23 protein-coding genes, 2 tRNA genes and 1 other RNA gene are annotated in these 25,407 nt (G+C 58.6%); 20 read left to right on the top strand and 6 right to left on the bottom strand.

Going from position 1 to position 25,407, the window contains the following annotated elements:
- Positions 1-7 precede the first annotated feature (7 nt).
- From C1711_RS06240 to C1711_RS06250, 3 genes are all read right to left on the bottom strand, one after another.
- Positions 8-1,057, bottom strand: a complete 1,050-nt coding sequence (locus tag C1711_RS06240; RefSeq protein WP_234346310.1) for a polyprenyl synthetase family protein — start codon at positions 1,055-1,057, stop codon at positions 8-10.
- A gap of 11 nt (positions 1,058-1,068) precedes the next feature.
- Complete coding sequence (galE, locus tag C1711_RS06245) at positions 1,069-2,124, bottom strand: UDP-glucose 4-epimerase GalE (protein WP_102338267.1); 1,056 nt, start codon at positions 2,122-2,124, stop codon at positions 1,069-1,071.
- Positions 2,125-2,614: 490 nt separating this feature from the next.
- Positions 2,615-2,704, bottom strand: a tRNA-Ser gene (locus C1711_RS06250).
- Between the two features lie 147 nt (positions 2,705-2,851).
- Between C1711_RS06250 and tadA the strand changes: the two genes are divergently transcribed.
- The 12 genes from tadA to C1711_RS06310 all read left to right on the top strand — a co-directional run bounded on the left by tadA (position 2,852) and on the right by C1711_RS06310 (position 15,055).
- On the top strand, positions 2,852-3,439 hold the full coding sequence (gene tadA / locus C1711_RS06255; protein ID WP_102338614.1) for a tRNA adenosine(34) deaminase TadA: 588 nt from the start codon (positions 2,852-2,854) through the stop codon (positions 3,437-3,439).
- Between the two features lie 187 nt (positions 3,440-3,626).
- Positions 3,627-3,722, top strand: an RNA gene (gene ffs, locus C1711_RS06260) — signal recognition particle sRNA small type.
- Positions 3,723-3,859: 137 nt separating this feature from the next.
- Positions 3,860-5,866, top strand: coding sequence for an ABC transporter ATP-binding protein (locus C1711_RS06265; RefSeq protein ID WP_102338268.1), 2,007 nt, complete (start codon positions 3,860-3,862; stop codon positions 5,864-5,866).
- Complete coding sequence (locus C1711_RS06270; RefSeq protein ID WP_102338269.1) at positions 5,859-7,754, top strand: ABC transporter ATP-binding protein; 1,896 nt, start codon at positions 5,859-5,861, stop codon at positions 7,752-7,754. The genes C1711_RS06265 and C1711_RS06270 overlap by 8 nt, the downstream gene beginning before the upstream one ends.
- Positions 7,755-7,964: 210 nt before the next feature.
- Complete coding sequence (locus C1711_RS06275) at positions 7,965-9,218, top strand: MFS transporter (protein ID WP_102338270.1); 1,254 nt, start codon at positions 7,965-7,967, stop codon at positions 9,216-9,218.
- A gap of 127 nt (positions 9,219-9,345) precedes the next feature.
- Positions 9,346-10,041: a QueT transporter family protein gene (locus C1711_RS06280; protein ID WP_102338271.1), complete on the top strand. Its 696-nt coding sequence runs from the start codon at positions 9,346-9,348 to the stop codon at positions 10,039-10,041.
- 100 nt (positions 10,042-10,141) lie between these two features.
- Positions 10,142-11,329 carry a glycosyltransferase family 2 protein gene (locus C1711_RS06285; protein WP_102338272.1) on the top strand — a complete coding sequence of 396 codons (1,188 nt, stop codon included), beginning with the start codon at positions 10,142-10,144 and terminating at the stop codon, positions 11,327-11,329.
- Positions 11,326-12,753 carry a histidine kinase gene (locus tag C1711_RS06290; RefSeq protein ID WP_102338273.1) on the top strand — a complete coding sequence of 476 codons (1,428 nt, stop codon included), beginning with the start codon at positions 11,326-11,328 and terminating at the stop codon, positions 12,751-12,753. The genes C1711_RS06285 and C1711_RS06290 overlap by 4 nt, the downstream gene beginning before the upstream one ends.
- Positions 12,754-12,828: 75 nt before the next feature.
- Positions 12,829-13,557 carry a LytR/AlgR family response regulator transcription factor gene (locus C1711_RS06295; RefSeq protein WP_102338615.1) on the top strand — a complete coding sequence of 243 codons (729 nt, stop codon included), beginning with the start codon at positions 12,829-12,831 and terminating at the stop codon, positions 13,555-13,557.
- Complete coding sequence (locus C1711_RS06300; RefSeq protein WP_102338274.1) at positions 13,557-14,012, top strand: YfcE family phosphodiesterase; 456 nt, start codon at positions 13,557-13,559, stop codon at positions 14,010-14,012. Before C1711_RS06295 ends, C1711_RS06300 begins: the two co-directional genes overlap by 1 nt.
- A 169-nt stretch (positions 14,013-14,181) precedes the next feature.
- A tRNA-Asp gene (locus C1711_RS06305) sits at positions 14,182-14,259 on the top strand.
- Between the two features lie 145 nt (positions 14,260-14,404).
- Positions 14,405-15,055 carry a DedA family protein gene (locus tag C1711_RS06310; RefSeq protein WP_102338275.1) on the top strand — a complete coding sequence of 217 codons (651 nt, stop codon included), beginning with the start codon at positions 14,405-14,407 and terminating at the stop codon, positions 15,053-15,055.
- Between the two features lie 362 nt (positions 15,056-15,417).
- Here C1711_RS06310 and trxA read toward each other — a convergent pair whose 3' ends face one another.
- On the bottom strand, positions 15,418-15,738 hold the full coding sequence (gene trxA, locus C1711_RS06315; RefSeq protein WP_102338276.1) for a thioredoxin: 321 nt from the start codon (positions 15,736-15,738) through the stop codon (positions 15,418-15,420).
- A 128-nt stretch (positions 15,739-15,866) separates the two neighbouring features.
- Here trxA and C1711_RS06320 point away from each other — a divergent pair, with 128 nt between their 5' ends.
- The 3 genes from C1711_RS06320 to C1711_RS06330 all read left to right on the top strand — a co-directional run bounded on the left by C1711_RS06320 (position 15,867) and on the right by C1711_RS06330 (position 18,277).
- Positions 15,867-16,421, top strand: coding sequence for a hypothetical protein (locus C1711_RS06320; RefSeq protein WP_102338277.1), 555 nt, complete (start codon positions 15,867-15,869; stop codon positions 16,419-16,421).
- 108 nt (positions 16,422-16,529) lie between these two features.
- Positions 16,530-17,204, top strand: a complete 675-nt coding sequence (locus C1711_RS06325; protein ID WP_102338278.1) for a response regulator transcription factor — start codon at positions 16,530-16,532, stop codon at positions 17,202-17,204.
- A gap of 8 nt (positions 17,205-17,212) precedes the next feature.
- Positions 17,213-18,277 carry a sensor histidine kinase gene (locus tag C1711_RS06330; protein ID WP_102338279.1) on the top strand — a complete coding sequence of 355 codons (1,065 nt, stop codon included), beginning with the start codon at positions 17,213-17,215 and terminating at the stop codon, positions 18,275-18,277.
- Positions 18,278-18,701: 424 nt separating this feature from the next.
- Here C1711_RS06330 and C1711_RS06340 read toward each other — a convergent pair whose 3' ends face one another.
- Entirely contained in the window at positions 18,702-19,139 is a 438-nt protein-coding gene (locus C1711_RS06340) for a universal stress protein (RefSeq protein ID WP_102338281.1), read from the bottom strand.
- A gap of 272 nt (positions 19,140-19,411) precedes the next feature.
- On the opposite strand from C1711_RS06340, the gene C1711_RS06345 reads away from it, so the two are divergent.
- From C1711_RS06345 to C1711_RS06365, 5 genes are all read left to right on the top strand, one after another.
- Positions 19,412-20,353: an undecaprenyl-diphosphate phosphatase gene (locus tag C1711_RS06345; RefSeq protein ID WP_102338282.1), complete on the top strand. Its 942-nt coding sequence runs from the start codon at positions 19,412-19,414 to the stop codon at positions 20,351-20,353.
- A gap of 115 nt (positions 20,354-20,468) precedes the next feature.
- Positions 20,469-20,810 carry an arsenate reductase family protein gene (locus C1711_RS06350; RefSeq protein WP_102338283.1) on the top strand — a complete coding sequence of 114 codons (342 nt, stop codon included), beginning with the start codon at positions 20,469-20,471 and terminating at the stop codon, positions 20,808-20,810.
- 157 nt (positions 20,811-20,967) lie between these two features.
- On the top strand, positions 20,968-22,578 hold the full coding sequence (locus C1711_RS06355; protein WP_102338284.1) for a VgrG-related protein: 1,611 nt from the start codon (positions 20,968-20,970) through the stop codon (positions 22,576-22,578).
- A 291-nt stretch (positions 22,579-22,869) separates the two neighbouring features.
- Entirely contained in the window at positions 22,870-23,553 is a 684-nt protein-coding gene (gene pyrE / locus C1711_RS06360) for an orotate phosphoribosyltransferase (RefSeq protein WP_102338285.1), read from the top strand.
- A gap of 451 nt (positions 23,554-24,004) precedes the next feature.
- The gene (locus C1711_RS06365; protein ID WP_102338286.1) at positions 24,005-24,568 is read left to right on the top strand and encodes a hypothetical protein; all 564 of its coding nucleotides are present in this window, start codon (positions 24,005-24,007) and stop codon (positions 24,566-24,568) included.
- Between the two features lie 131 nt (positions 24,569-24,699).
- Here the strand turns inward: C1711_RS06365 and C1711_RS06370 are convergent, their stop codons facing one another.
- Complete coding sequence (locus C1711_RS06370; protein ID WP_102338287.1) at positions 24,700-25,368, bottom strand: HAD family hydrolase; 669 nt, start codon at positions 25,366-25,368, stop codon at positions 24,700-24,702.
- Positions 25,369-25,407: the final 39 nt, after the last annotated feature.

Below are 25,407 nucleotides of genomic sequence, written 5' to 3' on the forward strand. Positions count from 1 at the left end.
GGCGTGTCTAGGCAGAGCGGTTGACGAAGAAATCGGCCATGTCGCAGAGCAGGGCCCCCGCTTCGGGAGCAATGTGATGCTGTGCTACAAGGTCGCGCGCTTGCTGTTGGGCTTGCGCTGCCTCTTGTGCGGCGAGGTCGTAGCAGTGTTCGATGCCGCCTCCGAGCTCGATGAACTTGACAGCGCGCTCCAATTCGGCCGGGTCTTTGGTGCCAGCGCGTAGCAGCGCAATCAACTCGTTGCGCTCGGGCGGATTCAGCCCTTGCAGCGCCGAGACGACCGCCAGCGTGCGCTTGCCCTCGGTGATATCGGAGCGGAAGTCCTTGCCCTGTGCGTTCGCGTTGCCAACGAGGTTGAGCAGGTCATCCTGGATTTGAAATGCGATACCCGCATGCACGCCGATTTCAATGAAGTCGCGCGCCGTGTCCTCGCTCGCGCCTGCTGCAAGTGCGCCCAAATACAGGGGGCTGGCAACGGTGTACCAGGCGGTTTTCCCCTCAACCATATAGAGGTAGTCCTCGGGCGTTATATCCCAGTGACCGTCGCGCGCCCAGCCCAGGTCGAGCGCTTGGCCCTCGAGCGTGTGGCGTTCCATGCGGGCGAGTTCCTTGAGAACGCGCAGCTTGCGGTCCGCGGGGAGGTTCGCATCGTCCAGCACAACCTCAAACACGCGCGTGAGCGCCAGGTCACCGATGTTAATGGCAACGCCTGTTCCCTCGACGCAATGTACACATGGATTGCCTCGGCGCAGTTCGCTTTCGTCGGCGATGTCGTCGTGAATGAGGGCGGCGCTTTGGAACAGCTCGACGGCGACAGCGGCAGACAGGGCTTGTGCGCCATCACCACCTGCCGCTTCGGCGCCAAGCAGCACGAGTGCGGGGCGGACGCGCTTTCCGCCGCTCGCGGTGAAGCGGGCGAGTGGATCGTAGAGGTAGTCTTCCAAGTCCCGAGCGATGCGCGTACCGGGCTTTGCGAGGGAAGCGGGGGCCGCGGCGGCGAGCGCCTTCTCCACGAGAGGGAGGCGCGACTTGAGATATTCAACAAACGAGCTGGTCACAGAATGTGTCCCTATCCCTCGTAGCCGTTGGGATTGTGCGACTGCCAGTTCCAGGCGTCGCGGCACATGTCGCTGATGTCGAACTGCGCCTGCCAACCCATAAGCTCGTGCGCCTTGGAGCAGTCGGCGTAATTTTCGGCTACGTCGCCAGGGCGGCGCGGATCGATGACATAAGGGACCTCGTGGCCGCATGCCTCGCTAAACGCGTGGATGATCTCGAAGACCGAGGTGCCGCGACCTGTACCAAGGTTGAAAATTTCGACGCCGGTGCGACCGTTCATCCACTGGAGTGCGGCGGCGTGGCCTGTGGCCAGGTCGACGACGTGGATGTAGTCGCGCACGCCCGTGCCGTCGGGGGTGGGGTAGTCGTTGCCAAAAACGTGGACGACCTCGCGTTTGCCGATGGCGGTTTGCGCCACGTATGGCAGCAGGTTGTTGGGGATGCCCTTGGGGTCCTCGCCCATAAGGCCGCTTGCATGCGCGCCGATGGGGTTGAAGTAGCGCAGCAGCACGACGTTCCACTCGGGATCGGCGGCGTGGAGGTCGGAGAGGATCTCCTCAATCATCCATTTGGTCCAGCCATAGGGGTTGGTAGCAGGCTTTTTGGCGCTTACCTCGGTGAGTGGCAGGCTCTCGGGGTCGCCGTAGACGGTGGCGGAGCTCGAGAAGATGATGGACTTGCAGTCATGGTTGCGCATGACGTCCACGAGGGTGAGCGTGTTACCGATGTTGTTGCTGTAATACTCGATAGGTTTGCTCACCGATTCGCCCACGGCCTTATAGCCAGCGAAATGGATGACACGGTCGATATGGTGCTGGTCGAAGATCTTGTTGAGCGCATTGCGGTCGTTGACGTCGGCGATGTAGAAGGTGAGGTTGGCTGCCGCCTCGCTGCCCACGATGGTCTTGATGCGGTCTTCGACCTTGGCGGACGCGTTGGAAAGGTTGTCGACTACGACTACCTGATAACCGCCTGTGAGCAGCTCGACGACGGTGTGAGAGCCAATAAAGCCGGCGCCGCCGGTGACGAGGACGCAGGTATCGGAGGGCGTGAGGGCCTGTGACATGCGGAGGGCTCCTTTCAAGAGTTTTGCCAGGAACAAGTATAGCGTAGGGGTATCGCTACTCTGTGAAGGGAGGATTGCAGAGTCCGTGGCGCATTCTTGTCGCCTCAACGGTGTCTTTTTAGCGCCCTAGCCCGTTCCGATCTGCAACGAGGTCGGTTATTCGCACTGTTTGGGCGATTCGTTGAGTAGACGAGGGATTTGAGGGAGCGCGACCTGCGGTTTTGGTCCCTAAAAATGAGTGCCTACTTTGCGAAACCCCGAAACTATGCGAATAACCGACCTCGTTGCAAGTTAGATGCGCCGGCGTCGCAGCCCCGCGCCCCGGACGGGGTTCGAATCCGTGCGCGTTCCGACAAAAAGCGAGCCGCCCGGGCTCGCTTCGCTGGCCGATGCTGCCGCATCGTCGCAGCCCCGCGCCCCGGACGGGGTTCGAATCCGTGCGCGTTCCGACAAAAAAGCGGGCCGCCCGGGCTCGCTTCTCAAACCTAACTGGCGGAGAGAGGGGGATTCGAACCCCCGAGGCGCGTAAACGCCTAACGGTTTTCAAGACCGCCGCATTCAACCGCTCTGCCATCTCTCCATGTGGTTAGTAATGATAGCATCGAACAAGAAAAAGATTGGCAAGTTGGGAGGAGCTATGGAGCATCCATGCGAAATAAGCGAGCTCGCGCAAACGAGTGCAAATTGCGCAACGGCTGATGGGCAAACCCCTACATGCGCGGGTGCCATGGCTGATAACGAGCGCACGGTTACAGGTGCGGGTATCTCGTTCGATGATGAATGCGTGGCGACAGATACGGGCGCTTTATCGGAAGACGAACACTTCATGCGCGAAGCGCTCGCGCAAGCGCGTGCAGCGGCCGAGTTAGGCGAGGTCCCCATCGGTGCCGTTGTGGTTTACGAGGGCAAAATTATCGCCCGTGCGCACAATCGTCGCGAACTCGACGAGGACCCTTCGGCGCACGCCGAGTTCGCGGCGATGCTCGAGGCTGCACGCGTGCTGGGTCACTGGCGACTCACGGGCTGCACCGTGTACGTGACGCTCGAGCCGTGTCTCATGTGCGCGGGTCTAATGGTCAATGCGCGCATCGATCGCTGTGTGTATGGCGCTCCCGACCCAAAGGGCGGAGCGGTAGGAACGCTCTACGACGTGAGCCACGACCCGCGCCTCAATCACGAATTTGAGGTCACGATTGGTGTTTTGGAAGAGGAGTGCGCGGCGGAACTCAAAACTTTCTTCGCGCAGCTTCGCGAACGCCGTGCGGAGGAGAAGCGCGCTCGGAAAGCGGCTGCGGCGCGGGAGGCACTTGCGTAGCAGCTGCAGTGGGAGACGCTTGGGTAGCCACTGTGGCGGTGCGCGCCCAGAGAACCGCTGCGGCGGAGGAGATGTCTGAGTAGATGCCGTTTTACGTTTCGCCGCCTTATCGCCGCATGTCCTTTGCACAAAAACGTTGGACGCGGACGGAGTGAACGGGTATCATAGCTAAACACGCCTCGCGCGTTCGATGGGTTCGGGTGACGATATGTTCCGAACCTGGTCAGGTCCGGAAGGAAGCAGCCATAAGGAGCCTCTGCCGGGCACCCGTTCCCATCGAGCACACGGGGCGTTTCCTTTTCCATTTTGGGAAAAAATGGAGCGTAGAGCCCCTTCAGGTAGATAAAACAATAAAGCAAGGCATTTCAAGCGCTACACTTAGGAACATTGGAATCGCGACAGGGATGTCAGACGATTGGTATGTTTGAACTGCTTAAACAATTCGCTCCGCCGTACCGCCGCTGTATAGTGGTCGGTCCGCTGTGCAAATTGGTCGAAGTCGTCTTCGACCTGCTCACGCCTTTGGTTATCGCGCGCATGATCGACCAGGGCATCGCAACGCACCGTGTTGACCTGGTTATTCACTTCGGATGTGTACTGGCGGTTATGGCCTTGGTGGGCTTTGGATTCACGCTCGTCTGCCAAAAAATGGCGGCACGCGCGTCGCAGGGTATGGGCACGGACATGCGCGATGCGCTCTTTTTCCACATCAACACGTTGTCTCATGCCGAGATCGACCAGTTTGGCACGCCGTCGCTCATCACGCGCATTACCAGCGATGTCAATCAGGTGCAGCTTGCCGTGGCGTTGGGAATTAGGCAGTTGGTGCGTTTTCCGCTGCTCGCCGTGGGGTCCATGGTGGCGGCCCTGCTTATCGACATCAAACTTGGGCTGATCTTCCTCGTCGCCACGCCGCTCATCGGAGGAATCTTCTGGGTGGTCATGGCTCGATGCATTCCATTTTTCAAGCAGATGCAGCAAAAGCTCGACCGCATCGCCCTTGTTACCCGCGAGGGCTTGAGCGGTGCACGTGTGGTTCGCGCATTCGTGCGTGAGGACCATGAACGCGAGCGGTTCCGCATTGCGGCGGATGAGCAGGCCGGCGTGGCGATCGCCGTCGGCCGTCTGACGAGCGTGTTGAATCCCGCGACGTTGCTCATCATGGACGGTGCCGTTTGCGCCATCCTGTGGGCGGGCGGCATACAGGTTGACGCAGGCGAGTTGACGCAGGGCCAGGTCCTGGCTTTTGTAAATTACATGACGCAGACGCTGCTTGCTATCGTTTACGTGGCAAATCTGGTGGTCGTGTTTACCAAGGCGAGCGCGAGCGCCGTGCGCATCAGGGAAGTACTCGATCGCACGACGAGCATCACGAGCCCGTCTGTTCAGGGTCGTGCCGAGCAAGAGGGGGCATGTGCGGCCGTTGGCGCGGAGCGCTCGGATGTTGATGGGGCGCGTACGGGTGCAGCTGCGGCTTGTGCAGGTGCCTCTGGTTCCGGCATCACGGCAGGCGCGACGCCCGCAGCGTTCCCAGCGCTTCGCATGGACAAAGCGACCTTTGCCTTTGCGGGTGCAAGTGGAAATGCCCTGCAGGATGTGTCACTTGAATTACCGACTGGCGGTACACTCGGCGTGATTGGCGGCACGGGCTCGGGCAAGTCGACGCTCGTGAATCTTATCCCGCGTTTGTACGACGTGACTTCGGGGCGCGTCGAGGTGTTTGGCCGCGATGTGCGCGCTTGGCCGCTCGAACAGCTTCGTCGTGCAATTGGAATGGTGCCGCAACAGGCACAACTGCTGAGCGGCACTGTTCGCTCGAACCTGCAATGGCGTAGAGCCGATGCGAGTGATGATGAGCTGTGGCATGCGCTCGAAACGGCGCAGGCGGCTGACTTTGTTCGCGCGCTTCCCGCGGGACTTGATGCTCCGGTGGAATCGGGCGGTAAAAACTTCTCCGGTGGCCAACGCCAGCGCCTGACCATCGCCCGCGCGTTGGTGGGGAATCCGCAGGTCCTCATCTTGGATGACTCCGCCTCTGCACTTGATTTCAAAACCGATGCCGCTCTACGCTCAGCTGTCGAAAAGCTGGACCTCACCACGGTCATCGTGAGTCAGCGCGTGTCGTCCGTGCAGGACGCGGACCTCATTTGCGTGCTACATCATGGCAAGGTCGTTGGCTTGGGGACGCACGAGCATTTGCTCGAAGACTGCGCCATCTATCGCGAAATCGCGGTGTCGCAACTTGGTGGGTCAGGTGCCTCGGGTGCAACGGTTTCGTCGCAACTCGCCGGCCGGGTCGACTCGACCCCGTCGCAACTTGATGGGTGGACCGCCCCGAACGCTTCGGCTGAGCCGCAGCCCGACACCTCAAACACTCCCGTCCCATCGCACCTCGACGATGAAGGCGGGGTGAGTGGCAATGCCTAATCCTTACGCGTCCGTCGGTTCAGTTGCAACTGTCACCGCAAACGTTTCGGGCAATGACAACCTCAACGATTTCAACGACCTGCCGGGCCAGGGTGGTCCAGATTCCTCCAACGGCCGGGGCGCTTCCCATCGCGCTATGGCAACAGGCGAGGTCGTACGTCGCGTTTTCGGTTACGTACGTCCTCATCTCGTGCTGCTTGTCGCGTCGTTTGTTGCCTCGGCGGCAACCATCGTGCTTCAGCTGTACGTTCCCATTTTGATCGGACGGGGCATCGACCTCATCATCGGTGCGGGCAAGGTCGATTTCGACGCACTTGCTCCGCTGCTTGTGCGTCTTGCGGCAATCGTTGTCGCGGCTTCGGTATTCCAATGGTTGCAGGGATATTGCGTCAACCGTCTCTCATATCAGACAGTGCGCGATCTTCGTGTCGATGCGCACGAAAAGCTCACCCGTGTGCCACTTGCAGTTATCGACCGCCATGCCCATGGAGATCTGATTTCGCGCGTGACCAATGATGTCGACCAGGTGGGCGACGGCCTGCTCCAGGGGTTGACACAGCTTTTCTCGGGCATTGTCACAATTGCCGGCACTCTGCTGTTCATGTTCACGACGTCCGTTCCCATGGCGTTTGTTGTGGTGCTCGCCACGCCTCTGTCGATGCTCGCCGCTGGCGCTATGGCGAAATTCTCCAACAAGAGCTTCACGGAGCAGATGCGCATCCAGGGCCAGCTCTCGGGATACATCGAGGAGTACGTGGGCAGCCAAAAGCTCGTCGACGCCTTTGCGTACGGCGACCGCGCGTGCGAGGGGTTCTCGGCCATCAATCGTGCGCTATACACCGTGGGCGAGCGGGCACAGTTCTTAAGCTCGCTTTCCAATCCTGGAACGCGTTTCATCAACAACATCATCTATGGACTGGTTGCGGCCATTGGCTGTGTGGGCATCATCACGGGTTTCCCCGCAGCGCTCACCGTGGGCCAGGTTCAGATCTTCCTTTCGTACGCCAATCAGTACACCAAGCCGTTCAACGAGATCACGGGCGTCATCTCGCAGATCCAAGCGGCCTTCGCCTCGGCCCGCCGTGTGTTCCTACTGCTTGATGCCCCTGAGGATAAACCGGATGCAGCAGATGCCATCGAGCTTTCCGCCCCGCGTGGCGAGGTCGAGTTCGACCACGTGGACTTTTCCTACGTGCCCGGTCGCACGTTGCTGCAAGATATCTGCATCCACGCCGAGCCTGGCATGCGCATGGCACTCGTGGGCCCCACGGGTTGCGGAAAGACCACGCTCATCAACTTGCTCCTGCGCTTTTACGACGTCGATAAGGGAGAGATCCGCATCGACGGCCATCCGCTTGCGGAGTGTACGCGCGATAGTCTGCGCCGTGCGTTCGGTATGGTGTTGCAGGAGAGCTGGCTGTTCGAGGGCACCGTTCACGAAAACATCGCGTACGGCAACGCTCGGGCCACGCGCGAACAAGTTGAAGCAGCGGCGGCCAAAGCGCATGCCGATACGTTCATCCGTGCGCTGCCGCAGGGCTACGACACGGTGTTGTCCGAAGGGGGAGGCTCCCTTTCCCAAGGCCAGCGCCAACTGCTGTGCATCGCTCGCGTCATGCTGGCCGATCCTGCGATCCTACTGCTCGACGAGGCGACGAGTTCCATCGACACGCGCACCGAGCTGCAAGTACAAGCGGCGTTCGACGAGCTCATGCAAGGCAGGACGAGCTTTGTGGTGGCACATCGCCTGAGCACCATCCGTGAGGCCGATTGCATCTTGGTCATGCGCGACGGGCGCATCGTGGAGCGTGGGACGCACGACGAGCTGCTCGCGGCCGGCGGGTTCTACGCCGAGCTTTACAATAGCCAGTTTGCAACTGCTGAGTGACGCAAGCTTCCGAAGGCATGTCGTTTTACGCGCAGTTCCGCACGCAAAGAAGCGTCCAGTGGACGCTTCGTCTTGCGCAGGACTGTTTGAGCACGGAATGATATGTCCGATTCGCATGTCGATTCGCTCGATGTTTCTCCTTTGTGCTTGGCATATCTGCCGTATCATGGATAAATGCCAGCACCGCCAACGAGGGGATGGGTTGAAGCGATGAAATACACCAAGCTGGAGCGCAACTGGGTCATGTACGACGTGGGTAATTCCGCGCTCGTGCTGCTCAACACCTCGGTTGTGCCCATTTACTTCAATTCCATCAACACCGGCGCGCATCCGGCGGAGCTCGTGGCGGCATGGGCGAATGCGCAGACCATCGCGAGCCTCGCGGTCGCGCTGCTCATGCCCATTCTGGGTTCGCTCGCCGATTACGCCGGCAACAAGATCAAGTTCTTCGCAGGCTTTTTCTTCACGGGCCTCATCCTCTGCCTTACGCAGGCGATTCCGATGGGCGCGCTGCCGTTCTTGGTGGTTTACGTGCTGTGCACGATCGGTCTCAACTCGTCCATGACGTTCTATGATGCCATGCTCACGGACGTCACCACCGATGACCGCATGGACATGGTGTCGAGCTCGGGCTATGCCTGGGGCTACGTGGGTTCCACGGTTCCGTTCATCGTGTGCCTGGCGCTCATCTTCGGCGGTCCGAGCCTACTCGGTCTCGACATGGCGTTCTGCACGCGCATGTCCTTCATCATCACGGGCGCGTGGTGGCTGTGCTTTACCGTGCCGTTGCTGCGCACCTATGAGCAGAAGTTCGGCAAGGAGCGCGAGGGCGGCGCCGGTGTGATGCGCAACATTGCCAACACGTTCAAGGGTCTTGTCGTTACCATGAAGCGCATCGCGGAGGATCGCGTGCTGCTCGTGTACATGGTTGCCTTCTTCTTCTACATCGACGGCGTTCACACGGTGATTTCCATGGCAACGAGCTATGGTTCGAGCTTGGGCATCGATTCCACGCAGCTCGTGCTTGCGCTGCTCGTGACGCAGTTCGTCGCATTCCCCTCCGCCATCATCTACGGCAGACTCGCCTCCAAGGTGGGCACGCTGCGCATGATCATCGTCGCCGTCGCCGCCTACGTGGGTATCGTGCTGTTCGCGGCGTTCTTCCTCAAGTCTGCCGTGGAGTTCTGGATCCTCGCCATTCTGGTGGGCCTGTTCCAGGGCGGCATCCAAGCGCTTTCGCGCAGTTATTTTGGTCGTCTGATTCCCAAAGAGCGTTCCAACGAGTATTACGGCTTCTTTGATATCTTCGGTCGTTACGCCTCTGTTATGGGAACTCTGCTAGTATCTGTCGTGACCTCGCTCACGCACGATCCTTCTTTAGGAGTGCTTTCCATCGGGATCTTGCTGGTAGTGGGCTTGGTCATGCTAGTAAAGCTCTCCCGTATGCAGGTGGAGGCGGCTTAAAGCGCGCATCGCGTAACACAACCGTGGTCGCGCCCGTCCGCGCTCACGCTCATACACTTCGCTACGTTTCGGAGGGTTTTGCTGGCTTCAGTAAAGCCCTCCGTTTATTTGGGAAGTGACCTGCATTATGAAATCCAACAGCAACGCGCACGAGTCGGACCGCTCCGTGCCGGTATCAAGCCGTTCAGCGCACGCTTATGCCAGTCCCGTGCGCGCGTCGAGAGCATCGAGCGCTTCAATCCGCGACCCCAAATACGTCGCCTATATTGGTGTGATTGCCGCCACATATGCTGTGGCGACATTGATGGCTCTGCTCTTTTTGGGTAATTTGGCCTGGGGTCCCGTGCAATTCCGCGTGAGTGAAGCGCTGTGCGTGCTTGCGCTGTTCACGCCCGCGGCCGTGCCAGGTCTCACGCTGGGATGCATCATCGCCAATGTGGCGAACATCGCGTTTTCCGGCGCGGGCATGCTCGGCATGCTCGACGTGATATTCGGCTCGCTCGCCACGTTCATCGGTGCATCGTTCACCTGGAAATTCCGCAACCGTCCTGTGCTCGCGCTTGCCGGGCCCGTGCTTGCCAATGCCTTGATCGTGCCTGCGTACCTGCCGCTTTTGTTGCAGGGCATTGGGTTTTACACCATCCCGTTCACCTCGATCTCGCTCGATGGAGCCTATCCGTTCATGTACCTGTTCGGGTTGGTGGCAACGGGTGCGGGCGAAGCGGCTATCATGTACCTATTGGGGTACCCACTCGCCCGTTCGTTGAGAAAAACGCCGTTTGTCAAACGTGAACTTGAGCGAATGGGTACAAAGAACTCATAGGTACGGAAAATCATCCTCGCCGTGCAAAATGCAAGGTTGGGATGGCGCTTGAACAGTGTGCGGTCGTCTTTCCGTGCCAAAAAACGGCAGGGGAGGCACTGTGAATCCAGTTATCGTGATTCCAAGCTATTGGTCGGGCGACCAAGCCGGCCTGACGTCTCCCGGCGCATACGACCATACGACCGATCTGGTTGGCCAGCGCCCCGAACTCGATCGCTGCCTTGCCTCGCTCGAGCAAGTGCGCAAGCTCCCGCGGGTGATCGTCCTGTTGGTGTGCCCGCAAGCCGAGCTGGCGCGCACCGAAGCCCGCGTGCGCGACATTATCGACCAACATCCGAGCGTCGAGGTAACGCTCATTACCAATCGCGAGGCATCCGCCATCATGAAGCGTGTGAGCGAGTTGGCACCCAAGGCTTCGGGCGAGACGGTGTCTCTACGCGGCTATGGCGCGATTCGCAACATGGGGTTGGCATGCGCCGCCATTTTGGGACACAACGCCGTGGTGTTTTTGGATGACGACGAAGTGGTGCTCTCCTCCGACTTTATGGAGCGCGCCCTGTACGGACTGGGAAACGAGACGCGCCAACGCCTGCCCATCCTCGCCAAGAGCGGTTATTTTTATGACAAGGCGGGTTCTCCGCTGGCGGATACCACCAAAAAGGCGGGTATCACCTGCCGTTGGTGGACCAAGCGCATCGAGTTCAACCGTTGGATGGAGAAGGCCCTCGCCGGGACGCGCATCTCGCGTTCCAATTACGTGTGCGGCGGTTGCTTTGCCGTGCACGCGCGTGCGTTCAGCCGCGTGGCGTTCGATCCGTACATCACGCGTGGCGAGGACTTGGACTACTTGTTTAACATGCGACTTTTTGGTTTGGACGTATGGTTTGACAACGCATGGGCGGTCAAACATCTGCCTCCTGCGCAAGCGGAAGAGTCACCCCGCTTTATGCAAAACGTGTATCGCTGGTATTATGAGCGTGCCAAGTTGGCGGTTGCCTCCCGTAAGCCCGAATACAATTCGGTGACTGCGGCCGCGCTCATGCCGTATCCCGGTCCATGGATTTCCGGCGGTCTGGACGAGCGCGTGCGCAAAACCGCTCTTGCGCGTGCGTTCTTTACGCGCGAGCACAGGGGATATTGGCACATTTGGCGCCATGGAATTGGCGAGGCTCAGGAGTACGCGCGCGAGCATGAGCGCGACTACCTGAGGTTTGTTAGTTTTTGGCCAAGCATTATCGATGGGCTGCGTGGAGACAAGCGTCTCGCCGCCCTGCTGGAGCGTGCATGACGGAGCAGAACAACGACGCCTCGGATCGTTTTGAAGAGGGCCATCCGGTCGAATGGCATGCAAATGGCGCGGTGTATTCGCGCGCGATAGATAAGTACCTGCCAACGACCGATTCCACCGGCATTGTCCGATTTGTTTCCATCTTTTTAGTTTCCGGCCTCGCTTTGGCGTTTTGCTACGCGCTGGCAACGGGCCACCAGTCACTGACCACGCTGGTAGCCTGCGCGCTCATGGCGGCATTTTTGCTTGTGTTCGCCTATTTGATTTCGAGTCCCGATACGTTGCGCTCCCAGTACACCGAGCAGACGCTCGATGTGGCCTCGGAGATGCTCGAGGACATCACCGAGGGCCTCACTCCCGCAAGCGCCGAGGCGATTTGCCGTCGCCTTCTGCCCGAAACGCGTGCTATGACGATTTCCGTGACGGACACGGAGCGGATTCTCGCGTGCGTAGGAGACCTGGCGGACGAATTCCCTCCCGGATCGCCCATACACACCATCACCACGCGCTACGTAATCGAGCATGGCATTGCGCAGTCGTTCACCAGTGCCATGTATATGCGTGGTGAGCAGGGGAAATATCGCTATATTCCGGCTGGCATCGTTACGCCGCTCAAGATTCGCGGCAAGACCGTGGGCACGCTCAAGTTCTACTACCGCTCTCCGCGCCACGTGAATCGCACGCAATATGCCCTTGCCTCGGGCTTTGCCGAGCTGCTTTCCACGCAGCTCACGGTGCATGAGCTCGAGCGGCAGGCGGAGCTTACCGCGCGTGCCGAGGTCCGCGCGCTGCAAGCTCAGATCAACCCGCATTTCCTCTTCAACACGCTCAACACGATTGCCGCGCTCACGCGCACCGAACCTCTGCGTGCTCGCGAGTTGCTGCGTGAGTTCTCCCAGTTTTACCGCGCTACGCTTGAGAATTCTGGCCAGCTCATCCCCGTGAAGCGGGAAATCGAGCAGACCATGCGCTATCTCACGTTTGAGAAGGCCCGCTTTGGAGAGGACCGCATTCAGCTTACGGTCGACGTGGACGAGGACGTTGAGGACGTGCTCGTTCCGGCATTTGTGATCCAGCCGCTGGTAGAGAATGCGGTGCGCCATGCTATGCCCGATGAGGGGCCGCTTGGGATCGGTATTACGGTGCAAAGCGCGGGTGACGAGGTCGTGGACATTCGCGTGTCCGATGACGGCGTCGGCATGGATGAGGAGACCGCTGCTCGCTTGTTTAACGCGGCGACAACGCCTCCCGATCCGTCTGCGCCACAGGGCGGTGGCGCGGGAGTTGCCATGCACAACATCTCTGAGCGCATCAAGCGTTTTTACGGTCCGCGCTCGCACGCAAGTGTCGAATCTACCCCTGGAGCGGGAACCACGATCGGCCTGCGTCTCGATCTCGAGGGAAGTATGTACGACGAGGGGTAGAATAAGACATGACCGTACGGACGGCGCGTGTGGCGTCGGGTCACCTGAGCTGGTAAAGAAAGGTTGTTGGTGCATATGCTACGTGCGATGATCGTCGATGACGAGGCACCTGCGCGCTCTGAATTGCGCTTCCTTTTGGAGCAAACGGGCAAGTTCGGTTCGATTTCCGAGGCGTCGAGCGTCCGCTTTGCCATCGAGATGCTTATGGAAACGCGCGTTGACGTCGTATTTCTCGACATTTCCATGCCGGGCGCTTCGGGCCTGCAGCTTGCCGAGGCGCTTTACAAGCTCAAGAATCCGCCCGCGATCGTGTTCGTAACGGCATACAGCGACCATGCTGTCGAGGCGTTTGACGTAGACGCGGTTGATTACCTCATGAAGCCCGTTGAGGAGGCGCGCCTGGATCGCGCCATCGAAAAGGTCATCGCGCGCTCCAAGCCCGCTGCGGCGGAGCCGATGGTCAAGTCTTCGAACATTGAGCGTATCCCCGTGGAAAAGGGTGGACGCAAGGTGCTCATTCCGGTGGACCAGATTCGCTTCATCATGGCGAAGGACGACTATTCCTGCATCTTCACCGACGATGACCGCTATCTGTCGACCACCTCGTTGGCGCAGTTCGAATCCAAGCTCGGCGAGTTCGGATTCTTCCGCGTGCATCGTCGCTACATCGTGAACCTCGCAAACGTCGAGGACGTCGAGACGGTGCCTTCTGGCGCAATCCAGCTCGGCGTAAGCGGCGTGGATGAGCGCATCCCCGTGAGTCGCCGCCGCGTGGTGCCGCTCAAGAAGGCGTTGAATCTATAATGGTCCGCCGAATCGACATCATTTCAGACACGCATGGGCATCTGTCTCCGGAGCTGCTTGCGACAATTGAGGGCTGTGACCTGCTCATTCATGCGGGTGACATCACCAGCGAAAGCGACTGGGCAGAGCTCGAGGCAAGTGTGTCCGAGATTCGCGCCGTGCTGGGCAACAACGACTGGTACTACGATTACGGCCCCGAGGTCGGTAAGATTAACACCTTCGTGTACGAGGGCGTGAGTTTTTCCGTATCGCATTATCACGAGATGCTTCCGATTTTGGAATCGGATGTGGCGGTATGCGGACATACGCATCGTGCAAAGATCGAGAAAGTCGGTCGCTGCATCGTTATCAATCCCGGTTCCGCTTCCTATCCGCGCGGTGGTCGCGGTCCCACCATCGGCCGTTTGATGGTGGATAACGGGGTCGTGCTTTCGGCTCAAATCATCGACCTTTGATTGAGTTGTGTGCAAAAAGCGCACGACGAACGACGGAAATATGCTCCTTTGTAATGCCGTTGAGCTGCGGTTTTGCCTTGTTTACGCATTGCGAAAGAAAGTTGGAAAAAGTTCTTGCATAGAAGGACTGGCTCTGTGTATACTAATCCCCGCAGCAGTTGCTGCACCTGGGGAGTTAGCTCAGTTTGGTTAGAGCGCCGGCCTGTCACGTCGGAGGTCGCGGGTTCGAGCCCCGTACTTCCCGCCATTGCAAATAAAGCCTCGTCTTCGGACGGGGCTTTTTGCATTTGATGCGGCTTTAGTTGGCTTTACCGGGGCTTTACATGCCCTGCGCGGCCTTGGGCTAAGATGGTGTGCATTGTGTCTGCACCCCGCGCTTTGAAAGGCGAACCATGCAGGAAGCTTTTTTTGGTTTTATCAGCCAGTTTGGCTACATCGCAATTGCCGGCCTGATTCTGTTCGAGAACATCTTCCCGCCCATTCCCAGCGAGTTGATTTTGCCGCTCTCGGGCTTTTTGGTGAGCAAGACCTCGATGACGTTGCCGTTGGTCATCGCCTTTGCAACCATCGGTTCGGTTGTGGGCGCCTACATTCTGTACGGATTCGGTCGCCTGCTCTCGCAGGAGCGCCTGGAGGGGTTTTTCGACACCAAGCTCATGCGCATGCTCGGGTTCCACTCCGACGACGTTGCCAAGGCGATCGGCTGGTTTGACCGTAAAGGGCAGATTGCCGTGCTCATTTGCCGCTGCGTCCCCGTGGTCCGCAGTCTGATTTCCATTCCTGCCGGCACGGCAAAGATGAACATGGTTCGTTTTGCCCTGTATACGCTTGTGGGTTCGCTTGCCTGGAACACTGTATTGTGCACGCTCGGCTTCTGGGCGGGCGACGCGTGGGAGGTCATTACGGCACAGGCGGAATGGGTGTCCACTGCCGTGAAGGTCGCCATCGTCATCATCGGCCTGATCGTCGTGGCGTGGTGGATCAAGTTCCGCATCATTCCCGCGCGTGAGGAGCAGAAACGCCGCGACGCCGAGGGCAAGTAACGCCAGTTTGCAGGGCGATTTGCGGTCGCTTTAAGCGTTTCCTTGCGCTTGGTCGCAATCCGATGGTGCTCGATGTCATGTTTGGAGAAGAAGACCGCGCCTCAATGACGAGATGCGGTCTTTTCGTTTTCAAAAATGACGGAAATGCGCAATTCTATTCGAGCATGGCGAGTATAGGCACATTTAATACTCGCTTTACCTGCGGATTTGCTACTAAAAATCGCTGTCTACTTAAAAAGACGGAAATGATTTATGCATTTCCGTCTTTTTTGGTTTGCTCGCTTTTGGGGCCCGCTTGGCATCGACGGGGTGCTTGCTCGCTTGGCGCCGGCGGGGCGTTCCGTCAGCCCCGCACGTTCGCCTTACAGGCGTGCCTCGAGGTCTGCCTTGAGCTTTGCCTTGGGCAGCGCGCCGACTGAACGGAAGATCTCCTCACCGTCTTTAAACAGCACGAGGGTGGGGATGGACATGACGCCGAACTTCATAGCGAGTTCTTGGTTGTCATCGACGTTGCACTTCGCAACGACCATGCGGCCCTCGAGTTCGTCTGCAAGCTCATCCACGATGGGAGAGAGTGCGCGGCACGGACCGCACCACGGAGCCCAGAAGTCAACGAGTACCGGAGCGTCGTTGGAAACGACGGAATCGAAGGTTTCGGCAGTGAGGGTGGAAATATTGGCCATGGGAGCCTCCTTGTAAAGTCCCTCGTCCAGGTGAGGGATACTCATCTATCGCGGTTGTTATACCCACGCGATGGCATGCATTTCATGGCAGGGTAAAATGTTTGAGAGAAACACGGTGACAAGGAGCCCTGGTGTATACGACGACCGAGCATAAAGGGGCGCTGGCTGCGGCCGCAGCGCAAGAGCTTGCGGGATTGGAAAAGCGCGGCGTTATGATGGCGGGCAATGCGTTCTCGCCCGTGGTGCTGGTGAAAGGCGTGCTGAACGAGGCAGAGCGAGCCGGGGCGGAGCTGCTTTCCGGCGCCGATGGGGAAGCCCTGCGCTCTGCGCTTTCGGCAATCGGCTGGGCGCCGCAGGATTTTTGCGTACTTTCGGCCGTGGACGCGGAGGGCGCGGCACTTCCCGTCGAGTTGTTCCGCGAGGCGCTCGAGGCGTTGGATTCCGAGGCCGTCGTACTGCTCGATAACGCCGCGGCTGAATTGATGCGCGAGGCTTACGCAGACGGTTTGGCGATCATCGAGGACTTCGACACGGCGATGCTCATGCCGGGGTTGGTTGCGTCAGTGCTTGGACGTCGTGTGCTGGCGCTCGGCGGCTTTGAGGCGGCGCTTGCCGCACCGGCGGAGAAACAGCGCATGTGGGCGTATCTCAAGCAGCTCCCGCCGTTGGGCGCGCCGTACTAAAGCGGCGCAACTGCTCGCCTTACATTGCTGAAAGGTTGTGCTTTTGGCTGATCGAGCGCTCGGCAAGGCGGGATAATGATGGCGTGCTTTACGAGGGGAGACGGGTCCATGGCGCGTATTTTCGTGGTCGAAGACGATACGGCGATCCGCAACGAGGTCATCGAGGTGCTGGAGCGGCAGGGCTTCGAGGTCTCGTATTGCCTGACGTTCGAGCGTGCGGTTGAGGACATCTTGCTTGCCCGTCCCGATCTCGTATTGCTCGACCTGACGCTTCCGGGGACCGACGGGCAGCTCATCTGTCGCGAGCTCCGTCAACAGTCGGATCTTCCGATTATCGTGCTCACCTCGCGCGTGACCGAGGTCGACGAGGTCATGAGTATGACCATGGGTGCGGACGACTTCATTCCCAAGCCCTATAGTGCTCGCGTGCTCGTGGCGCGCATCCAGGCGCTTTTGCGTCGCATTCAGGGCGCGGGTGATGCTGGCCGCGTTATAGAGCACAACGGCCTCTCACTCGATTTGTCGCGTTCGCTTGCCACCTCAACTGAAACGGGGGCGTCGGTCGAGCTCACCAAAAACGAGATGCGCATCCTTTCGCTGCTCATGAGCCATGCCGGTGCGATTGTGAGCCGTGAGGCCATCATGCGTGACCTATGGGATTCGGATGCCTTCGTGGATGACAATACGCTCACGGTGAATATCAACCGCCTGCGCGCCACGCTGGAAAGGATCGGCGTGACGGGTTATCTCTCAACACATCGAGGTCGCGGGTATTCGGTATAGGGGGTGCCATGGGGCCGTTAACGTACCTTGCATCGCTGCGGACTGCGCTTGTGTGCGAACTTATCGCTACCGCGCTCGTTGCCTTTCTGCTTTTGGTGGGCGGTGTCGGCATTGAAATCGTGTTGCTTGTCGTTGCAATCATGCTCGCGTCGTTTTTGGGGATTGTTGCGTTGGAATACAACCGCAGGCGTCCGTTTTACGGCGATTTGGCAAGCGTGCGTGAAGGCGTTGAGCATCCGCAGTGGTTTTTCGAGATGGTCGAGGAGCCGGATTATCTTGAGGGACAGCTTGCGTACGATGCGCTGAGGGCGATCGCCAAGGCCGCAAACGATGATGCGGCAACGTATCGAAGACAGGTGGAAGAATACCGCGATTACATCGAGACGTGGGTCCACGAGGCCAAGTCCCCGCTTGCTGCAGCGCATCTCATGCTCGAAAACCTGGCAGAGGGCGTTCCGGCAGACGAGGAAGGCGAGCAGCTTCTGGCAAAGACCGAAGCGTTGGGTGAGGAATTCGACCGCGTGGAGGGGTATATCGAGCAGGCGCTGTATTATGCGCGTTCGGAGTCGGTCGATCGCGATTATCTCATTCGCCCGTATGAGCTCAAACAGCTTGTGGGTGATGCGGTCCGTGCCAATGCGCGCACGCTTATCGCCGCACATGTGGCGCCGTTTCGCGTCGACTTGGGTAAGACCGTGTTCACCGACGAGAAGTGGATGGTGTTCATCCTCGGGCAGCTGATTCAGAACAGTGCGAAGTATGCGAGCAGTTCGGGCGCGGAAATCGTGTTTTCGGGAGCGCTTATCGACCGCGGCCTTTCGAGCGAGCGTATCGAGCTCGAGGTACGAGACAACGGTTGCGGCATCCCCCAAGCCGACTTGCCCCGCGTGTTCGACCGCGGTTTTACCGGAGAGCGCGGCAGGACGGGCAAGCGTTCTACAGGCATTGGGTTATACCTGGTAAAACGCCTGTGCGACAAGATGGGACTCGGCGTGCGCGCCGATTCGCGCGAAGGTGAGTTCTTTGCCGTGACGATTAGTTTTCCCACCAACAAGATGCATTATTTCGAGTAATTGTTTGGAATAACTTTTCGCGTGGAGGGGCGGCTTTGTTGCTCGCTCGTCCCGAAATGCACAACGAAGTAGGGTTTGCGTACAGTTTGGGCGATTTGGAGAGTAGAGGCGAAGTTCACAAGCGTGCGACCTGCGGTTTTGTTTTCAATAAATCGCTGTCTACTCGGGAAAACCTGGTCGTTGTACGAAAACCCTATCTCGTCGTGCATCATACGTTCTTTCAACTTTGTAATAGAGCCGTTTGACCTTATAGCTCTGTTCCATCATTCAAGTGGGCAAATGCAGGGAACATTGAGATGACGCAAAAAGCCCCGACATTATGCCTCAGAGCGATTTCTGAGCCGTGGGCTCAGCTGAGCGAAGAGGCGTAATGCCGGGGCCTGGGTACGTGAGAACGTACTCAACGTTCTCGCTGGAAGTGAACCTACTTGACGACCAGGATGTCGCAGTCGGTGTTGCGCAGCAGGAACGTGGAGATGGAGCCCAACAGCGCGTATTTGATGGACGAAAGACCGCGTGCGCCGCACAGCACCAGATCGGGCTTTACCACGTCGAGCATCTCATCCTTAAGCGTTTCGCGAATGCGACCGGCGCGAATCATGACCTCGACCGACGGGATAGCGGGATTCGCCTTGGCCTCCTCGATCTGGGCGGCAATGGAGTTGGTGAACGCATCCTGCAGGCCCTGAATGAGGTCGGCGGGGTAGGAGCCCGCGGACTCGAGCGCGGTCGAGTCGATAACATGACCCACCACGAGGGCGGCGCCGTTGTTCGCGGCGACCTTGATGGCGCGGGCGAGGACGAAATCCTGCTGCTCGGTGCCGTCAAGAGAAACAAATATCTTGGAATAACCCTCGTGCATAACAGCCTCCTTGGCTAAGGGGCGAGGTCCGTGTACCCCGCCGCATGCTGCTTTACCTTGCCACAGTTATACCCATATAGAGGTAGGAAATAAGAGAGATGCCGCAAACGGTTCGCTTTTTAGGTGTAACGGAGTGGTACGGGGGATAATAGGGCAGTTAGCGTGCGATGGCGCATGCATGTTGAACTGTTTTGCATCGAATGGTTTGCCGAGTGGGCGTTTGCGTGATGCCCCGCGTGTTTTCAAATTCGTTTTGAGGCTAGGAGTCGTTCATGGATATCGTCGAGTTGCTTAAAGCCGCCCTGTTCGGAGTGGTTGAGGGCATTACGGAATGGCTGCCCATTTCATCGACCGGCCACATGATTTTGCTGGACGAATTCGTTACGCTCAACGTGAGTGAGAACTTTTGGAATATGTTCCTCGTGGTCATTCAGCTCGGCGCCATCTTGGCGGTGTGTGTGCTGTTCATTCGCGATTTGCTGCCTTTCGGTTTTGGCAAAAACGCCGAGGAGCGCAGGAGCACGTGGAACCTATGGGGCAAGATCGTGCTCGGTTGCATTCCCGCGGCGGCAATCGGCATCCCGCTCGACGACTTTATGGAGGAGCACCTCTACAATGCCTGGGTGGTGGCTGCCGCGCTGGTGGTTTATGGCATTGCTTTTATCGTGATCGAGAGCTGGCGTGCAAGGAGGCTCGCTTCGTCTGTCGCGTCTGGGAAAGCGCTTCCCGGCGCTCGGCCTGCTGGCGCGCATTTCGCTGCGCCTGCTCCCATGGCTGCCACCGAGTCCGCTACGGGCGGCGACTTCGGTTCCATTTCCACGCTCGACGAGCTCTCGTGGAAAACCGCCCTCGGTATCGGATGTTTCCAAGTGCTCTCGCTCATCCCTGGCACGTCGCGTTCCGGTTCCACCATCATCGGCGGCTTGCTGCTCGGTTGCACGCGCTCGGTTGCTGCCAAGTTCACGTTTTTCCTGGCCATCCCCGTGATGTTCGGCGCGAGCTTCCTCAAGCTCGTGAAGTTCTTCTTCAAGGGCGGCGTGTTTGGCACAAGTGAGCTCGCCATCCTGGGTGTGGGCTGCACTGTGGCGTTTGTGGTTTCGCTCGTTGCGATCAAGTGGCTCATGGGCTTTGTCCGTCGTCACGATTTCAAGCCCTTCGGCGTATACCGCATCGTCCTGGGCATCGCCGTGCTCGCATATTTCATACTGGTGTAAACACGAGTAAGGGGCAACGCGCGCAAAGAGCGGCGCCCACGGAAGGCAGCGCGCCCGGCGGGGATGCGGCTCGCTTTTGGAATGCGGCAAAACGTAATGGATGGGGTGTCAAACCGTGAACATTCAAATCTTTGGAACCAAGAAAAGCTTCGACACCAAAAAGGCGCAGCGTTACTTCAAGGAGCGCCGCATCAAGGTGCAGTTTATCGACCTGCGTGAAAAGGAAATGAGCAAAGGCGAGCTCGAGAGCGTGATGCGCGCGGTTGGCGGCATCGAGGCTCTCGTGGACGAAAAAGCCAAGGATCAGGACACCGTAGCGCTCATCACCTATCTTGCGAGCAGTCAAAAGTTCGAGAAGCTTTTGGAGAATCAGCAGGTTTTGCGCGAGCCGATCGTGCGCAACGGACGACAGGCGACGGTCGGCTACTGCCCTGACGTGTGGAAGATTTGGGAATAGGCCTCTATCTGCTCAAAAAAATGGTGTTCCACCATACAAATAATGCGTTGCCAACCGTAAAAAAGTGATTCATACTTAGAGGACTCCACTTGTGGCTTTGCCGCAAACGTACCAGAACCGCAGCCATCCCTCAGGGAGGCAAAACCAAGGAGGAACCATGGCACATTCGCGTCACAAAGCGATTGTCGCGGGCCTTGCGCTTACACTCACGCTTGGCTCCACAGCCCCTGCCCTTGCAACATTGTCCGATGAGACCCCCACTACGGATACCGACCCCAACGGTGTTGGTGCCCCCTTGCCTTCGGACTACGATAAAACCGACTTTTACGAGGGCCAGGAGAACGTGAGGACGTTCGCCAAGGTGCGTTCGGCTTCTCGTCTGGCGCCGCTCAAGCTTTCGGACGAGATGAAATATTTTGCCCAGTTCGAAAGTCACGGCAACTATGACCAGGGTCTTTCGTATGGCGACGGCTACAATGCGATGGGCTTCTACCAGTTCGATCGCCGCTATAGCCTTATGGGCTTCATCCAGCAGGTGTATAGCTACGACTCCGCCAAGTACGCCATGTTCAAGGGTCCTTTGGAGCATGCGGACACGCTTTCGAGCAAAACGTATAGCATGTACGATTCCGACACGCGACAGCTCACGGGCCTTGCGCAGGATCTGAATGAGGCGTGGCATGCGGCGTACAAGGCGGACCCGGAGGAGTTTTCCGCCCTGCAGGATGCCTACGCCTACAACAACTACTACCTGCCCGTACAGAGTATCTTGCTGAACTCGTACGGCGTTGATGTGCGTGACCGCGCGGATTGCGTCAAGGGCCTTGTGTGGGGCATGTGCAACATGTTCGGATCGGGCGGCGTGCGCAATTACTTCAAGGATGCGAATCTCAACGACGATATGACCGACCGCGAGCTGGTGACCGCCCTGTGCGATACCGTGGTGAATCGCGTGAGCTATTACTGCTCGAGTCAGCCGCAGTATTGGACGGGCTGGCAGAACCGCTACAAGAAGGAAAAGCAGATCTGCCTCACGTATATCGCCGAGGACGAGGCGCAGCAAAACGCCGCCGACAAGGAGGAGCAGGAGAAACCCTCCACGCCTACGACTCCCGTGGTGCCCACGACGCCGACCACTCCGTCGATTAGCGATACACCCGCGGATTCCGATAAGGACGACGCCGGCAATAGTACTACCGGATCGTCGAATGGCAGCTCATCAAGCGGCAACGGATCGTCTGCTCAGGCGCCGAGCAATGGCGCATCGAATGGCGGTACGACGGGCAATGCTTCGAACGGCGATGCGGACGGTGTACCCCAGCAGCCTTCGGGCGATTCCGATAGCGCGGCCGGTGAGGACAACCAGAGTTCCAACGCGAACGGTTCGAATGGCGGTGCCGCGAGCGACGCCAGCGGAAATACCGGTGGAGCAAAGGCGCCCCTCAAGAAACCCAGCTCTCAGCAGCCCTCCGCTGTCGAGGACGATGAGGATAACGGAGCCTCAGATGCCTCTGCCGCCGCGGCGGACGACAACGACGGAAAGAAGGGCGCTGCTGTGAAGAGCAGCGGAGACGATGCTGGGAAGTCGAGCGCCGAGGGCTCCAAAGAGGATGGTTCGTCCAAGAAAACCGCAGGCGACAAATCCGGCAAGGAAGGTCTGCCGCAGACGGGCGACATCGTTGGCATCGTGCTGACTGGTGCCGCGGGCCTTGCCGTGGCGGGTGGCTCGTTCGTCTCACTTGGAAAAAAGGAGCGCGACGAGGCCTAAGCATGCGTTCGTCGTCTGTGCCGCAGCGCGATTTTCGTTATGCGGCATATACCGAGCTGTATTCATTGCGCTGATATATCCCCCAAAGCCCCATGCGAGCTGAAATCTTTGGCTTGCGTGGGGCTTTTCGTGCTTGAAGTGGGCGCTAGCGCGCTTCTGCTAAGCTAGATGCGGCGAAGGTGCGCGCGGATGAAGCGCGTGCCGAGCGTGCATGCGTGTCTGTGTGGACAGACGCATGGAGATGCGAATCTCGCGCTTGCCCGGGCGGGCGCATGAAGAGAAAGGAACCCCATGGAGGCTTACAAGCAGGAGTTTATCGAGTTCATGGTGGCATCTGACGTGCTCAAGTTCGGCAGTTTCACGCTCAAGAGCGGTCGCCAGTCGCCGTTTTTCATGAACGCCGGAGCCTATGTGACGGGCGAGCAGCTCAAGCGCTTGGGCGAGTATTACGCCCGTGCCATTCACGACAACTTCGGCCTTGATTTCGATGTCGTCTTTGGTCCCGCCTACAAGGGTATCCCGCTTTCCGTGGTGACCGCCATCGCGCTTTCCGAGCTGTACGGCAAAGAGGTCAAGTACTGCTCCGATCGCAAGGAGGCTAAGGATCACGGCGCCGACAAGGGCAACCTGCTGGGTTACGAGCTCAAGGACGGCGACCGTGTGATTATGGTCGAGGACGTGACTACCTCGGGTAAGTCCATCGACGAGACGTATCCGAAGCTCATGGCGGCGGCGAATGTTGAGGTCAAGGGCTTGATTGTGAGCCTCAACCGCATGGAGGTCGGCAAGGGTGGCGTTACGACCGCGCAAAAGGAGATCGAGGCCAAGTACGGGTTCCCCGTGGCGAGCATCGTGAGCATGGCCGAGGTCACCGAGCACCTGTACAACAAAGAGGTGGGCGGCCGCGTGGTGATCGATGACGAGCTCAAGGCCGCGCTCGATGCCTACTACGAGCAGTACGGAGTGAAGGAGTAACGCTTACCGTTACGTTGCGTTTCCAATAAAAACGGTGGTGAGCTCGAGTCTTTGCGGATGTGAGTGCATCTTCGGCAAAGCTCTGCATTTGAACGACTGCCCCCTCCAAGATTTGGCAGGGGCAGTTTTGTTTTTCAAAAATGACGGATATGCGCAAATCTTTTCGAGTGCGATGAGTATAGGCAGGTTTTGCGTTCATCTTACCTGCGGCTTTGCTGTTCAAAATCGCCGTCTACTCGGAAAGACGGAGATAATATATGCATTTCCGTCATTTTTGTCGATTCCGAAGCTCGTATGGGGCCCTTTCCGTGGTGCATGACGCGCCCCCTACACGTTTTCGACCCTTTACCGAAGTATGCAAAAAACCGGTTCAGTAGGGGGGTATTATAAAACTGCTGTTCACGTGCAATGCTTGCTGCATCTTTGCATTGCCGTAGTTTTGGAGGAAGGTATGAAGAAGAAGTTTTGGGCTGTCCCCATGGCTCTGGCTGCCGTGCTTTGCACGGTGCTTTTGACCGCATGTGGCGGTCCGAAGGTCGAGGACCTGATTCGCGACGACCTCAATGAAGGCTTGAGCGCCATCAGCGCCGACGACGACGATTTCATGGAAGGTCTCGAGCAGGGTGCGGACGGCAGTTTCGAGCAGCTTGGTATCGATCCGCATGAGTTTGCCGAGGTCTATCTTGATGGTTACGCCTACGAGATCGGTGAGATCACGGTCGACAAGGATGCTGGAAAGGCCACGGCGGAGGTCACTATTCATATGAAGTCCCTCTCCGGCATTTTGAGCGATTTCGCCACCCGCTTCCAGGAGTGGGTTGAGGGCGTCGATCCCTCTACGCTGAGCGGCGAGGAGGAGATTTACCTCAAGGGCGGCGAGGTCCTGATGGATGCCACCAAGGACGCCGAGACAAAGGAGAGCAACGTCACCTTTACCTACACCTATGACGAGGACGACAACTCCTGGTCGATTGACGAGGATACCGCTGAGGTCCTGTTGAGCGCTATGGAGTAAGTTTTCGCGCTCGTGAGTGTTGTTTGCGTTTGAGTAAGCGAAGCGGCCCTCGAATGGCAGTCCATGTGGATGTGCTGTTCGGGGCCGCTTTTGTTTTGGGATGCGGGTGAAGTGGGCGAGTCTTGTTCGGTCTAACGTCCCAAGACGACGTCGAGCAGTTCGTCGGTGGTGTCGACCAGGTAGTCGGCGCCCGCATCCGCGAGTTCTTCGCGGCTGCGGAAGCCCCAGGTCACGCCGCAGGAGCGCATGCCGGCGTTATGTCCGCAGAGCATGTCGACGTTGGAGTCGCCCACGTAGAGGGTGGTGTCTGGATTCGCATGCAGTAGCTCGAGGACGTGCAGGGTCACGGGCGCTTCGGGCTTGGGCGGGAAGGCGTCCACACGCCCTTGGACGACGGTGAAGCAATCGCCAAAATATTGGGCGGCCAGCGGTACCGTGGCGGTGTGGTCCTTATTCGAGAGAACGGCAATCGGAACGCCGGCATCGACGAGCGCATCGAGCATTTTCTGAATGCCCTCGTATGGCGCGGTGTTGTCCTCGCGATGCGCGGCGTAGTACACGCGGAAATCCTCGAGTGCCTCCTCAAAGACCGCCTGGTCGCCCAGGAACTCGGCGGGGATGATGCGCTCGATGAGCTTGGGCTGGCCATTGCCTACTTTGTAGCGGTACGCGTCGACGGGAAACGTGGGCCAGCCGTGCTTTTCGCATACGTGATTGCAGGCATTTGCCAGGTCATCGAGGGTGTTAAGCAGGGTTCCGTCCATGTCAAAGACGACGTGCGTGAAATTTGTTGCCTGCATACCGACTCCTTGGTTTGGATTGAATGGGTGCGGGCGCGC

The organism is Collinsella provencensis (assembly GCF_900199705.1).
Lineage (GTDB): Bacteria > Actinomycetota > Coriobacteriia > Coriobacteriales > Coriobacteriaceae > Collinsella > Collinsella provencensis.